This window comes from Brevibacillus centrosporus (assembly GCF_046622605.1).
GTDB classification, from domain to species: domain Bacteria; phylum Bacillota; class Bacilli; order Brevibacillales; family Brevibacillaceae; genus Brevibacillus; species Brevibacillus centrosporus.
Genome location: NZ_CP176856.1, coordinates 2148805 through 2162545 on the forward strand (window position 1 = coordinate 2148805; position 13741 = coordinate 2162545).

Genomic DNA, 13741 nt, shown 5'->3' on the forward strand with positions numbered 1-13741 from the left:
GTATAGCCTTTTCCTCCCTATTTTTGTCCCTTGTGAGCAGGATATACTCGCGGATACGAAAGAATGGTTCGACAAAGGAAGGGAGGAGTGGGCATGACGATATATAGAGCTAGTCTCTCTATGATTGTGGGATTGCTGCTGTCCGCTTATCTGCACCCCGTATGGATACTTGCTGCTCTTGGGATGGCTGCCGGCTTTGCTGTCCTTGCGTTTCGCACGAGCTTGCGAAAGCACCTCGTCTTCTGCACCCTTTCGGCGGTCGTGGCAGGCAGTTACTTTCTCGTCTACGACGCTTTTCATGCTTCCGAGCTGAAAGGGTACGGGCGAGAAGAGATCAGCATCTGGGTACGCGGCTCGATTGATTCGGCCGTTCAACGGGATGGAGATATCGCCAGGCTCTATGTGGAGGCAAGCGATTGGACCCATGACATGAAACAGTGGGTTTCTCTGCGCCACTCGGAACGGATTGCGGTACGCGTCCGTCTAAGTAAGGAGGAACAAGCGGTGCAGGCAGACACCTGGAAGAGAGGGAGCACAATCACTGCAAACCTTCAGCTCTCCTTACCCGCTTCGGCTCGTAATCCGCATGCTTTTGATTATGCCCAGTACCTGCGCTGGCAGGGGGTACATGTGACAGGGGAAGCCTCGTACTCCGAGATCAAAGTCGGAGGGGAGCGAGGACTATGGGGGTATTTTCAACAATGGCAAAAGGATGCTGCGGAAAGGGTAGAGCGGCTGTTTGAAGCTCCCGAGGTCGCGGGGTATATGAAATCGCTGCTGCTAGGGGTAGGCGATGAGGTAGATCTCGAAACGGCAAATATGTACGCCGATTTGGGCCTGAGCCATGTGCTGGCCATATCCGGGCTCCATGTCACGCTTGTCAGCAGCATGTTCATGTGGTGTCTGGAGCGGGTTGGAATGAGACGGAGAAGTGCGCTGGTCACAACGGCTTGTTTGCTTGTCGGCTACGTCCTGTTGGTTGGTCTGAGCGCATCTGCCGTCCGTTCGGGAATGATGGGCGGAGTTGGGCTTGCCTCGCAGGTGGCAGGCAAAAAAGTGGACGGAAAGGATGTATGGGCCGGTGTGCTGATCGTTATGCTGCTGACCGATCCCTATCAGCTATGGCATATTGGCTTTCAGCTTTCCTTTGCCGTTACGCTTGGGCTCATTATTCTGGTTCCGTTTAGTCAGGATGTGCTTGTTCGGATTCCTCTTTGGATTCGCACGCTGCTCGCTGTCACTCTTGCAGCACAGGTCGTGTCGTTTCCCTTTCTCATCTATCATTTTCATCAATTTTCCATGGCGTCATGGCTGGTGAATCTAGTCGTGACTCCCATTTTGTCCTTGGTCGTCCTCCCGCTTGGATACATTGCTCTCGTAGCCGGGATGATTCATCCCTTTCTGGCAAGCTGGCCCGTTCTGCTATCCACTGAACTGCTGCACTGGCTTCACGAGCCTTTATTCGTCATGCAAAAATGGAGAATTCCCTTTTCCCATTGGCCGCATCCAAGCTGGTGGTGGCTCGTCTTGTATACCGGGTTCCTGATCGTATTGCCCATTTTGTGGAAATTGGGTTATCATCGGCAAAGAGATGTCATCGTCTGTATTACCCTATTTATCGGGCTATTTGTACTGGCTAGGCAACCTTTTTCGGCAGGGGACGAAGTGAGGATTACGTTTTTGGACGTAGGCCAGGGGGATTCCATCGTTGTCGAAATCAGTGATCAGAAGGTATACTTAATTGATGCAGGTGGGACACTCGGTCTTCCTGTGCGTGAATCCTGGAGGGAAAAGCGCGATCCTTATGAGGTGGGAAAAGACGTACTACTCCCCTTTTTGCGAGCGCGCGGGATAGAGAAGATTGATCGTGTAGTCATGACGCACGGGGATATGGACCATATCGGAGGAATGGCAGCGATTGTTCCCCGTTTTTCCATAGGCTCTGTGCTTGTGAATGGAATCACACCTGAAGGAAAACAGAGAGAAATCCTTCATCAGCTGCAACGAGAGGGAGTACCGATCTTGACGGGAAGCCCCGGACAGACGTGGTCAGATCTTCCGGGAGTGGAATGGACATGGCTTTGGCCGGGACAAACATCAGAAGCTTCTGGCAATGATGCATCCGTCGTACTGCGACTTACAGCTTACGGAAAATCGGTGTTGTTCACCGGCGACATCGAGCATGAAGGGGAGAGGGCAGTAGTCCAGTTGGGAATGTCAGAAGTGGATGTATTAAAGGTAGCTCATCACGGGAGCAGCTCGTCGAGTACAGAAGAACTGCTGGCGTCATTGGGCCCAAAGGCGGTGGTCATTTCCGTCGGGGCAAACAATCGCTATGGTCATCCGTCGCGAGAAGTATTGCAACGGTTCAAAAAAATGGGATCGCAGGTTTTCCGAACGGACATGAATGGGGCAGTAACGCTGATTCTGACACCGGATGGCATGTCCTGGAAGACCCAAGGATCAAATACATAATATGGTTGCAACCTTTTCTTTAAACGTACCGTCTGTAGGGGGGAGAGGAGAATATGCAGGAAGCAGAGCTGATCAGGAAGGCGCAATCCGGGGATCACGATGCGCTAGTCGATCTGCTCCGATCCATTGAGACCTCCGTTTACCGCAGCGCTTACTATATTCTTGGGAATGAGCAGGACGCACTCGATGCAGCCCAGGAAGTGCTTATTCGCATTTATCGAAAATTAGATACCTATCAGGAAAAGGCCAAATTTTCCACATGGGTGCAACGAATTGTCAGTAATGTCTGCATGGACAAATTTCGAGCGAAGAAGGAAACGGTCTCAATTGAGGAGCATGAGCTGATTATCCCTGATCGTAACAACGTAGAGGATGAGATTCTTCTCACTGGATTGTCAAATGACATTCAGGAAGCCATCGGGAAGCTGCCCAGACAGTACCGGATGGTCGTAGTACTCCGCTATCTCGAGGATCTGTCCTATCAGGAGATTGCGGAAGCATTGGATTTGCCGCTTAACACGGTAAAGTCGTATTTGTTCCGGGCTAGGCAACAATTGCAGGAACTCCTGTACGACTACCAGAAAGGGGGGATCGGTTGATGACCAACGAGGAAATTTGGGAATGGATGCAGCGGGACTTGGATGGAGATCTTTCTCCGACGGAACAGGACGCGCTGTTCAATCTCATTCGCAAAGATTCTGATCTGCAACTGAAATACAACCGTCTGAAAACTGTTTCGCAGCAGCTTGAACAGCTGCCCCCTGTCGTACCTTCGTTCAGCATCGTGGATTCGATTCTGCCTCGGCTAGAGTCGGCTGCTGCCGTTCCTGCAGCTTCATCTACGCTGAATGAAGAAGTCCTGCCCACTCTGGAAGTAAAGCGCAAGCAAACTTCGCCGTCGGTATCGAAAAAGTGGAAGAAGACAAATGTGTGGTTGGCCAGCATTGGCAGTACCGCAGTGGCTGCCTGCCTCTTGATTGGAATCATGTTTACTGGCAGTGATGGAAAGAAGATCGAGGCCGACCCGTACCAGCAAGGATCGGAAGCGGTCAATCCGGCACTAAAGAAAGCTCCGATTTTGGGGCCGCCTGTGCAATCTCCACCTCCAAGCACTAATCCCTCTACATCCAATTCTCAGGAGGAGGATAAAAAGGCGACACAAAACACTGGAACTACGAAAAAGGCGCCTGCGAAGAATACTTCTTCCAAGTCGCACCAGAACAATTCCAACAAGAAGCCCGTTTCGAATCCGGCACAAACGAAACCAGTCGTTCCGCCAAAGCCTGTTGTCAGAGATCCAAAGCCACCAGCATTCCCGTATGGTGTAGGAGAAGAATCGGACAAAGACTCACGCGACAGAGACAGTGACTCCGAGGACAGGGAAAAAGTGAAGAGTAAGGACAAAGAAAAAAACAAAGACAATGACCGAAAAAAAGACAGAGAGAACGATGATGATTGATGTGAAAAAAACGTCTGGCAAACGTGGATTTCACATCTGGACCGGCACCGAACAGGGGAGTCTTGCGTATCCTACATTATCAAGCACCCCCTGCTTACCGTTTGGGGAGGAGGAATCCCGGGGCTTTTCCCTAGACGTTTACATAGAGGTGCCAACAGATGGAAAAACCGCTACCCAACATGGAGAGCGGTTTTTTTCTTTCTATTTAAGGAAGCGGGGCAAAAGATCATCGAGGATGCTTCGCTGCCTCCATTCGATCCGTTTTATGCTATAATAGCGCAGGACAGAACATAGAAGGGAAGGGAAGATCCATGCCATTGCTATCGGCCATTCGGGAAATACGCCAAAAACAGTACGCGCCCGTCTACGTTCTTCACGGTCCGGAATCCTTTCTGGCAGAAGAGTTTCTGTCTTTAGCTCGACGGGAAATGATCGATCCTGATTTCAGTGATCTCAATATAAGCGTGTACGACTGCACGGAAACAAGCCTGAGTGATATTCTGCAGGATGCGGAAACACTGCCATTCATGGGGGAGCATCGGCTCGTGATTGCGCGACAAGCGTATTTTTTAACGGGGAGCAAGCCTCCCTCGAAGGTAGAAAGTGATCCTGATGCCTTGCACGGGTACATGCAAAATCCTCCTGCCTACACGTCGTTGATCTTACAGACAGAAGCGGAAAAGCTGGACGAACGAAAAAAACTGGTCAAAACCTTGCAGCAAAAGGCAAAAGTAATTCCTTTCATGCATTTGAAGGATGGAGATCTCTACGCTTGGATTGAACGGCAGGCAGATAAATACCGGGCGTCTATACAGCGGCCACAGTCGATGAAGCTTGTAGAGCGAGTCGGCAGCGAGCTGCGCCTTTTGGACAAGGAGATTGAAAAGCTGGCGATTTTTGTGGGAGAAGGCGGAACCATTACTGACCAAAATATCGAGGACCTCGCTGCTCGAACGCTCGAACAGGACGTATTTGCCCTGATTGAACAGGTAGCGTCGGGAAGGTTGGACAGGGCGCTGCGCATGCTGTATGACAGCATGAAAACCGGTGAGGAGCCCATCAAGCTGCTTTCCCTTTTTGCGAGGCAATTTCGCATGCTCCTGCAAGTAAGGCAGCTGGCCCCACGAGGCTATTCGCAGCAGCAGATGGCCGGGATGATCAAAATGCATCCATACGCCGTCAAAAAGGCAATGGAGCAGGCCCGTCATTTTTCTGAGGATTCCTTGAAAAAATTGCTGCTGATCTTGGCCGAGGACGATTTTCGGATGAAGTCCGGTCAGGTGGACAAGCGATTGGCCCTCGAGCTGTTTATTACGCGTGCGTATGAGGAACGGAGCAGAACGAGCAGATAAAAAGAAAAAACCCGTGAACGCTAGGTTCGCGGGCTTTTTTCTGTTCCATGGTCTCTTACGCTACAGGAGCGCTCAGAACGTTAAGCTTTTTCATCAAACGAGACTTTTGACGGTTTGCTGCGTTTTTATGAATGAGACCTTTCGAAGCGGCCTTGTCCAGCTTTTTCACAGCCACCAGAAGAGTGGATTTCGCCAATGCTACATCGGAAGCGGCGACAGCTTTCTCAAAGCTCTTCAGGGAAGTGCGCAGATCAGACTTTTGAGAAGCACGGTGTGCGCGGCGCTTTTCAATGGTTTTGGTGCGCTTAATCGCGGATTTAATGTTTGGCATGTGTGTCACCTCCTTAGAACGACCATAGACATACAGTCATACAACAAAGTAATTCTAGCATGCACGGAATCCATTTGCAAGAAAGGATTCGGAATAAAAATGAAGGATTCAAGCAACCTAGTAGCAGGAACAAAATGGAGAAGGGAGCGATTAACCATGGAACACAATATTGATCTGTCTGGCTACTCGATTCGAACCGATTTGGCGGTAGAAGCACACGAGCTGGCGCAGCAGCAAAATGAGAGCAATATCCCCGGGATTTGGCTGCAGGCAGACGATGAAGAACCGAATATAAAAGTCACCAGACTTCACGTGGAAAATGAAGAGGCAGGCCGAGCGATTGGGAAACTGCCGGGGCGTTACCTCACGATCGAAGTTCCCAAGCTTCGTGACAATGATACTTCTATAGAAGAGCAGGTAACGAGACGATTTGCTCTGGAATTCGCCAGCTTCCTGATGAAGCTCGGAATTACGGAAGAGAAAAAGGCACTTGTCGTAGGTTTGGGCAACTGGAACGTAACGCCAGATGCGCTCGGCCCGATGGTGGTGGAAAACCTGCTGGTGACCCGGCACCTGTACCAGCTGGCTCCGGATACGGTTGGAGACGGCTATCGGGAAGTGAGTGCGCTGTCTCCAGGAGTTCTCGGCATTACGGGTATTGAAACGAGCGAGATTGTCTTTGGTGTAGTGGAAAAAAGCAAGCCGGACTTTGTCATTTGTATCGATGCTTTGGCTTCGCGCGCTTTGCATCGGGTGAATACAACCATCCAGATTTCGGATACGGGCATCCATCCAGGCTCGGGTGTCGGCAATAAGCGTAAGGCCATTGACCAGAATACGCTTGGGATCCCGGTTATCGCGATCGGTGTGCCGACGGTTGTCTTTGCCTCTACCATCGTGAACGACGCCATTACGTATCTGCTCGGTCACTTTGGTCAGTCCATGGCGGAGAGCAAGCGTGCCTTCAACAAGCTTTCCATGAGTACGCTGCCTGAGCGCAAAGAGCCGTACACCGAAGATGACTTGCCTGATCTGGAATCGCGTAAAACGTTCATGGGTCTGGTAGGGTCACTCCCCGAGGAGGAGAAGCGTCAGCTGATTCACGAGGTGCTGCGTCCGTTGGGTCAGGATTTAGTGGTAACGCCAAAAGAGGTGGACGATTTTATCGAAGGAATATCCAATGTCATCGCGACTGGCCTCAACCGTGCCTTGCACAGAGCGGTAGATGAGGAAAATAGCGCGTCCTACACGCACTAGACTAGCGATCCAGTAGGAGAGTCTGCATGATTTAAGAGAAATGCTAGGGAAAGGGTTCTATCGTCTCTATGAGGCTCATAGGCTAAAGCATAGACAAGCGGGAAGCGAAAGAGAAAAGCCCGCATCAATGCTACAGCATGAGGAGTGAGACAGATGGCATCCTTTATCCAACGCCAATTCGTTGTTCTGTCGTTTATAACAGCCTTTCTATTCGTCATGACCGGTGTCCTTTCCCTCGGAGGCAACAAGCTGATGATCGCCTCCTCTACTGTCCAGCAGGCGGCTACACACATCTCCAGTCTAGCAATCCTAGGGTGGATGGGGCAGGAGATCCCGGTGCTAAGCGAAATCGTGCAGACCGGATCTGACCGACGAACAAATAGTGTGTCCGGCTTTTTATTCCAGCTCGCGACTAGCATTCAACCCGGTGATTTGCGCAGCCTGCTTGGCAGAGAGCTTCCTGGCATGGTAACCACGGACGACGCCAGATTCGTTGTAGCCGGAAAAGGGGCGAGTCTCTCTGATTTTTACATTGAATATCCCCCGCACCCCAAGCAGGTAATTGACGCTTCTGACGCCATTCCTCTCTCGCCCAAGCCGGCTGAGAATGAAACAGACAAGACAGCTGAACCGCTAAAGCCCATTGCAAAACCGAATACGGGCGGCAAGAAAGTCGTCTATGTGTACAATACGCACAATCGGGAGTCTTGGTACAGCGAGACGAAGCCAGTCGGATCCTCTGTGGATCACCCGACGAGAAATATTTCGATGGTAGGCAAGCATTTGTCTGAGGCCTTAAACGAGAGAGGCATTGGAGCGGATGTGAGCACAGACGACATTTATCAGGAGCTCCTTAATCAAAAAAAGGATTACGCCTTGTCCTACGCGCAGTCACTGCAAGTCGTGAAGGCCGCTGCCGAGAACAACCGCGAGCTGCATTACTTCTTTGATCTGCATCGCGATACTGCCCCCAGGGATCGAACGACCGTCACGATAAAGGGAAAAACCTATGCGCGCGTCCTGTTTGTCATCGGAAAAAGAAACAAGAGCTTCGAGAAAAATGAAGCGTTTGCTACCGAATTGCACAAGCTGATGGAAGAGATGTATCCCGAATTATCTAGAGGTGTGATGGAAAAAGGAGCAAAGACAGATCATGGGGAGTATAATCAGTCCATTTCACCGGGAAGCCTGTTAATGGAAATAGGTGGCACGGAAAACACCCTGCAGGAGAGCTACAACACGGCGGAAGCGCTGGCAGATGTGTTTGCCGCTTACTACCTCAAGGCGGAAAAAGTGGACAAACCGGCTTCGGATGAGCCGGCAAAGAGGTGACGAGCGTGAACGTGACGGTAAAATTGACGGGGCTATTACTGATCCTATTAATCGGAGTCGTATTAGGCTTGCAAACGGCAGAACGCGGCATATCAAAAGTGAGCGGAACGGTGGAACAGGAGCAGCAAACCTTTTACATCAAAAAAATGGATCAAGGCAAGATGGAAATCGCTGTGATGGGCAAGCAGGTGCAGACGGAGAATCCGGAAAAAGTGGTCAACTACATGAGTAATATGGGGATGACCCTCGGTTCGACAATAAAGAGCGGAGCGCAAACTTTTGTCGATTGGGTAGGGGGACTCTTTGCACCGTAACAATTGTTTATGGACAAAAAAACCATAGGCAGAAAGCATGAGAGACGAAAGGCCCGAGCCATTGGGCCTTTTTTGTTTTCCCAAATGGCTATGAAAAAAGTGACAAAAGCCATGAATCATAGACGGGGCTTGGGATCAGAAGATGTGAGGCAACTATTTTAACATTCTATTTCGAGTTAAAACAATATTTTATATAGTCAGCGAAAATATAATTATTTGAATTTATTGTGTTGCCAAAAAATTGTACTAATGGCATAATATCTATTGATAGAACTATTTCTATTGAATATATCGGTAAGAGAGGTGCGCCCCGTGTCACACCCTGTCCTTCAAATCGAAAACTTGCAGACGCACTTTTTTACAGATCGCGGCCAGATTCCTGCCGTAGACGGAGTCACCATTACCGTAAACAAAGGTGAAGTTGTCGGTATCGTCGGTGAGTCCGGCTGTGGAAAAAGTGTAACCTCCCTTTCCGTAATGAAGCTGGTTCCGAATCCTCCAGGGAAAATTGTCGGCGGTTCGATCCGCTTTAAAGGAGAAGACCTGGTAGCGGCAGATGAAAAGAGGATGCGTGAAATACGCGGAAATGAAATTGCTATGATCTTTCAGGAACCGATGACATCGCTCAATCCCGTGTTTACGATTGGCGATCAGATCGGGGAAGCTGTTCGTTTACATACGAAGGCGAGTAAAAAGGAATCCAAGCAGCGTGCGATCGAAATGCTGAAAAAAGTAGGCATTCCACGAGCGGAAGCGATCGTAGATGAGTATCCGCACCAGCTGTCAGGGGGGATGCGGCAGCGCGTCATGATCGCGATGGCGATGGCCTGTGATCCCGAGCTGTTAATTGCGGACGAGCCGACGACTGCGTTAGATGTAACGATCCAGGCGCAGATTCTGGACTTGATGCGCCAGTGCAATCGAGAGTCGGATACGGCTATTTTGCTCATTACACACGATCTGGGTGTCGTAGCGGAAATGTGTCATCGAGTCGTAGTCATGTATGCAGGAAATGTGATTGAAGAAGGAGACGTGCGGACGATCCTGAAAAATCCGCAGCATCCATACACGGTTGGCCTGCTGCAATCATTGCCCAAGCTGGACCAATCCCAAGAGCGTTTATATTCCATTCCAGGGAACGTGCCTATCCCGGGATCACTCACGGTTGGGTGCCGTTTTGCCCCGCGCTGTGACAAGGTGACAGATCGCTGTCGCCAGGAGATGCCCGAGCTAAAAGCAGTAGGCGAAAATCATCGCTCGCGCTGCTGGATAGCCGAATAACCCGAAAGGAGCATGCAGGTGACTGAAGAACTGCTCGTCGTTAAAAACTTGAAAAAATACTATCCGATCACAGGCGGTGTCCTCGGAGGGGAAATCGGAGTCGTAAAAGCCGTAGACGATGTCTCGTTTACTGTGAATCGTGGAGAAACATTGGGATTGGTTGGAGAAAGTGGATGCGGCAAATCGACGACAGGACGTTCGCTGCTTCGCTTGATCGAGCCGACAGCAGGAGACGTTTATTTTGATGGCGTAAATGTATCCGCTCTCTCGATAGAAGAAATGCGGAAGATGCGCAGAGACATGCAGATTGTCTTCCAAGATCCATTTGCTTCTCTAAACCCCCGTCACAATATTGAGAAGATTCTGGAAGAACCGTTGATTGTTCATGGCATGGGTTCATCTGCTGAGCGCAAAAAACGCGTGCAGGAGATGCTGGAGGTCGTGGGACTGAGCAGCTATCACGCCAGGCGCTATCCACACCAATTCAGTGGCGGCCAGCGTCAACGGATCGGGATCGCACGCGCGCTGATGCTCAATCCCAAGCTGATTGTGGCGGACGAGCCTGTATCAGCGCTGGATGTATCGATTCAATCCCAAGTGCTGAATCTGATGCAGGACCTGCAGCGCGATCTCGGCTTGACCTATTTGTTTATTGCTCACGATCTGAGTGTGGTCCGCCACATCAGTGACCGGGTAGGGGTCATGTACCTCGGCCGAATCGTCGAGCTGACGAGCAGTGCACAGCTGTACAGCAATCCCCTGCACCCGTATACCAAAGCCTTGCTTTCGGCAGTTCCCACGCCTGACCCAGACGCTGCACGCGAACGAGTCATACTCCAAGGCGATGTGCCAAGTCCAGCGAATCCGCCAAGTGGCTGTACGTTCCATACGCGTTGCCCTCATGTGACAGATGAATGCCGCACGACTCGACCACTCTTCCAGGATGTGGGAGACGGACATTTTGTGGCTTGCCATCTATACAAGTCTTAATTGGGGAAGGATCCTCATCAAAGGGGGGATGCGAAGCAAAGCCATGCCAATCGATTCTCTACCAACTGTAAAATCTGAAATTCTAGAAGAGGGGGATTATTCATGAAGAAGAGAGTGCTCTCGGCTGCCATGACCGGCATGCTTGCATTTGCTATGCTGCTTGCGGGTTGCAGCGGAACTCAAACGGCACAAAAACCGGCAGAGCAGCCAAAGACAGAAGCGCCGGCAACAACACCTGCTGCTGAACCTGCGAAAAGCAGCGGACCGAAACAGCTGATCGTAGGTCGCGGTGGCGATACGGTAGGTTTGGACCCCATCGCACAAACAGACGGGGAGTCTTTCAAAGTAACAGAAAACGTATTTGACACGCTGGTAGGTTACGAGGAAGAGAGCACAGCTGTCGTTCCTTCTCTGGCGGAGAAATGGGAAATCACTCCTGATGGTTTGACCTACACCTTCCACCTGCGCTCTGGTGTAAAATTCCACGACGGCACTGATTTCAATGCGGAAGCCGTGAAATGGAACTTCGAGCGCTGGATGGACAAGAGTCATCCACAACACAACAAAGAAGGCTTTGAATATTACAACGACATGTTCGGTGGTTACAAAGGGGATGAGACCCATGTAATCAAGTCAGTGGAAGCCGTTGACCCACAAACGGTGAAGTTCACACTGAACCGTCCTTTGGCTCCATTCATTCAAAACTTGGGCATGTCCTGCTTTGCGATCGCATCCCCGAAAGCGGTACAAGAAATGGGACCTGAGAAGTTCAACGAAAATCCAGTAGGTACTGGCCCGTTCGTTTTCAAAGAGTGGAAGCGCAACGACACGATCACACTGGAAAAGAACCCGAACTACTGGAACGCAGGCTTCCCGAAATTGGACAAGCTCGTATTCAAAGTCATTCCTGAGAATACAGCTCGTCTGACTGCCTTGACATCCGGCGAGATCGACATGATGGACGGCCTGAACCCAGATGACGCTCAAGCTGTGAAAGACAATGCGGAGCTGCAACTGATTCTTCGTCCTTCCATGAACATCGGTTTTGTAGGGTTCAACGTGGAGAAAAAACCACTGGATAACCCAAAAGTTCGTGAAGCTATTGCCTATGCGATCAACAAACCAGCTATCATCGAAGCATTCTTTGCGGGATTGGGAGAACCAGCTACCAACCCAATGCCACCTTCCATTTGGGGACACAATGGCAACATCAAAGACCGCGAATTCAATTTGGACAAAGCAAAACAATTGCTGTCCGAAGCTGGCTTCTCGAACGGCTTCAAGATTAAGTTCTGGGCAATGCCAGTTGCTCGTCCGTACATGCCAGATGGCGTAAAAATCGCGGAAGCAATCCAGCAAGACCTGAAAAAAATCGGTGTAGAAGCAGAAATCGTAACAATGGAATGGGCAACGTACCTGGAAAAAACAAAAGCAGGCGAACAAGAAATGTTCATGCTCGGTTGGACTGGCGACAACGGAGACCCAGACAATTTCCTGGCTACCTTGCTTGACAAGAACAACATTGGCGGTAACAACCGTACACGTTGGGCGAATGAAGACGCGCACAAATTGCTGATGCAAGCGCAATCTGCTACGACGAAGGAAGAGCGTGAAAAGCTGTACATGCAAGTGCAAGAGATCATCTTCAAGGATGTGCCTATGGTTCCACTGGCTCACTCCACTCCTGCCCTGGCAGCAAAAGCAAACATCATCAACTACAAGCCGCATCCAAAAGGATCCGAGAGCTTGGAGAAGGTTGATTTCAAAGAGTAAGCTCATGCTGTGATTCATGAATAGGCGAAGGGTAAGAGGAGTTATCCCTCTTCTTGCCCTTTCCTTATTTTTCTGCACTTATCCTTGCTATATAGGCAAGAAAGGCTGTGCCTGCTTCCTTCCAGGGGCAAAGTCAAGTTTTCTATTAAGGAAAGCGAGGAGATGGCATTGCTATCCTACAGCATCCGAAGAATTCTCATGCTCATCCCCGTTCTACTGGGCATGTCGATCGTCGTTTTTTCTATTATTCGTGCCATCCCAGGTGATCCGGCTCTCACTATTTTGGGGGAGAAAGCAAGTCCAAAAGCGATCGAAGATTTACGAGAAGTACTTGGCTTGAACAATCCTTGGTACATTCAGTACTTTGATTATCTCAAACAGATTTTGACGGGTGATCTCGGAGTTTCCTTGCACTCCGGCGCGAGTATTACGCAAGAAATCATGCCTTATTTAGCAGCAACGACCGAACTGACTATCGTCAGTATGCTGTTCGCTGTAATCATCGGTGTGAATGCAGGTATTTTATCTGCGTGGAAGCAAAACTCCTGGTTTGACTACTGTGCGATGTTGATCGCCTTGATTGGTGTCTCCATGCCAATTTTCTGGTTGGGTTTGATGGAGCAGTGGTTCTTTGCGCAAGAGCTGAAGTGGCTGCCATCCGTTGGTCGTGACAATTCGCGTAATCCCGTGGAGGCCATTACGCAGTTCTATATACTGGATACGATTCTAGCTGGACAATGGGATCAGCTGTGGGAAGTAATCAAGCATCTTATTTTGCCGGGAGTGGCTCTCGGAACGATTCCGATGGCGATTATCGCTCGCATCACACGCTCCAGTATGCTGGAGGTCATGCGTGCGGACTACGTGAGAACGGCGCGAGCAAAAGGACTGGCTCAATTTTGGGTTGTCTACAAGCACGCTTTGAAAAACGCGATGATTCCGGTGCTGACCGTAATCGGCTTGCAAACGGGCTTGCTGCTGGGGGGAGCTGTTTTGACCGAGACGATTTTCGGATGGCCAGGGGTAGGGCGATACATTTTTACCGCCATTGGGAACCGCGATTATCCGGTCATCCAGTCAGGGATTTTGGTGATCGCTACCATCTTCGTGCTGATCAACTTGCTGGTCGACCTCCTGTACGCCTATATCGATCCACGTATTAAATATCGCTAAGGAG

At 50.2% G+C, this 13741-nt stretch carries 12 protein-coding genes; 11 read left to right on the forward strand and 1 reads right to left on the reverse strand.

Annotated elements, in window-relative coordinates:
- Window positions 1–93 precede the first annotated feature (93 nt).
- From ACLIN2_RS11035 to holA, 4 genes are all read left to right on the forward strand, one after another.
- Complete coding sequence (locus ACLIN2_RS11035; protein ID WP_411504052.1) at window positions 94–2475, forward strand: DNA internalization-related competence protein ComEC/Rec2; 2382 nt, start codon at window positions 94–96, stop codon at window positions 2473–2475.
- A 53-nt stretch (window positions 2476–2528) separates the two neighbouring features.
- Window positions 2529–3074 carry an RNA polymerase sigma factor gene (locus ACLIN2_RS11040; RefSeq protein ID WP_122925528.1) on the forward strand — a complete coding sequence of 182 codons (546 nt, stop codon included), beginning with the start codon at window positions 2529–2531 and terminating at the stop codon, window positions 3072–3074.
- Complete coding sequence (locus ACLIN2_RS11045; protein ID WP_411504053.1) at window positions 3074–3934, forward strand: hypothetical protein; 861 nt, start codon at window positions 3074–3076, stop codon at window positions 3932–3934. Before ACLIN2_RS11040 ends, ACLIN2_RS11045 begins: the two co-directional genes overlap by 1 nt.
- Before the next feature lie 311 nt (window positions 3935–4245).
- The gene (holA, locus tag ACLIN2_RS11050) at window positions 4246–5286 is read left to right on the forward strand and encodes a DNA polymerase III subunit delta (protein ID WP_411504054.1); all 1041 of its coding nucleotides are present in this window, start codon (window positions 4246–4248) and stop codon (window positions 5284–5286) included.
- Window positions 5287–5341: 55 nt separating this feature from the next.
- On the opposite strand, the gene rpsT is transcribed toward holA, so the two are convergent.
- Window positions 5342–5617 (reverse strand): 30S ribosomal protein S20, encoded by a 276-nt coding sequence (gene rpsT, locus ACLIN2_RS11055; protein WP_055743229.1) that lies wholly within the window; start codon window positions 5615–5617, stop codon window positions 5342–5344.
- A gap of 156 nt (window positions 5618–5773) precedes the next feature.
- On the opposite strand from rpsT, the gene gpr reads away from it, so the two are divergent.
- The 7 genes from gpr to ACLIN2_RS11090 all read left to right on the forward strand — a co-directional run bounded on the left by gpr (window position 5774) and on the right by ACLIN2_RS11090 (window position 13737).
- The gene (gpr, locus tag ACLIN2_RS11060) at window positions 5774–6874 is read left to right on the forward strand and encodes a GPR endopeptidase (RefSeq protein WP_092269094.1); all 1101 of its coding nucleotides are present in this window, start codon (window positions 5774–5776) and stop codon (window positions 6872–6874) included.
- A 153-nt stretch (window positions 6875–7027) separates the two neighbouring features.
- On the forward strand, window positions 7028–8206 hold the full coding sequence (gene spoIIP / locus ACLIN2_RS11065; RefSeq protein ID WP_411504055.1) for a stage II sporulation protein P: 1179 nt from the start codon (window positions 7028–7030) through the stop codon (window positions 8204–8206).
- Window positions 8207–8211: 5 nt separating this feature from the next.
- Window positions 8212–8520, forward strand: coding sequence for a DUF3679 domain-containing protein (locus ACLIN2_RS11070; RefSeq protein WP_122925524.1), 309 nt, complete (start codon window positions 8212–8214; stop codon window positions 8518–8520).
- 312 nt (window positions 8521–8832) lie between these two features.
- Window positions 8833–9801 carry an ABC transporter ATP-binding protein gene (locus ACLIN2_RS11075; protein ID WP_092269085.1) on the forward strand — a complete coding sequence of 323 codons (969 nt, stop codon included), beginning with the start codon at window positions 8833–8835 and terminating at the stop codon, window positions 9799–9801.
- A gap of 18 nt (window positions 9802–9819) precedes the next feature.
- Window positions 9820–10791 carry an ABC transporter ATP-binding protein gene (locus ACLIN2_RS11080; RefSeq protein WP_411504056.1) on the forward strand — a complete coding sequence of 324 codons (972 nt, stop codon included), beginning with the start codon at window positions 9820–9822 and terminating at the stop codon, window positions 10789–10791.
- 102 nt (window positions 10792–10893) lie between these two features.
- On the forward strand, window positions 10894–12564 hold the full coding sequence (locus tag ACLIN2_RS11085) for an ABC transporter substrate-binding protein (RefSeq protein WP_411504057.1): 1671 nt from the start codon (window positions 10894–10896) through the stop codon (window positions 12562–12564).
- Window positions 12565–12726: 162 nt separating this feature from the next.
- Entirely contained in the window at window positions 12727–13737 is a 1011-nt protein-coding gene (locus ACLIN2_RS11090) for an ABC transporter permease (RefSeq protein ID WP_092269077.1), read from the forward strand.
- Window positions 13738–13741: the final 4 nt, after the last annotated feature.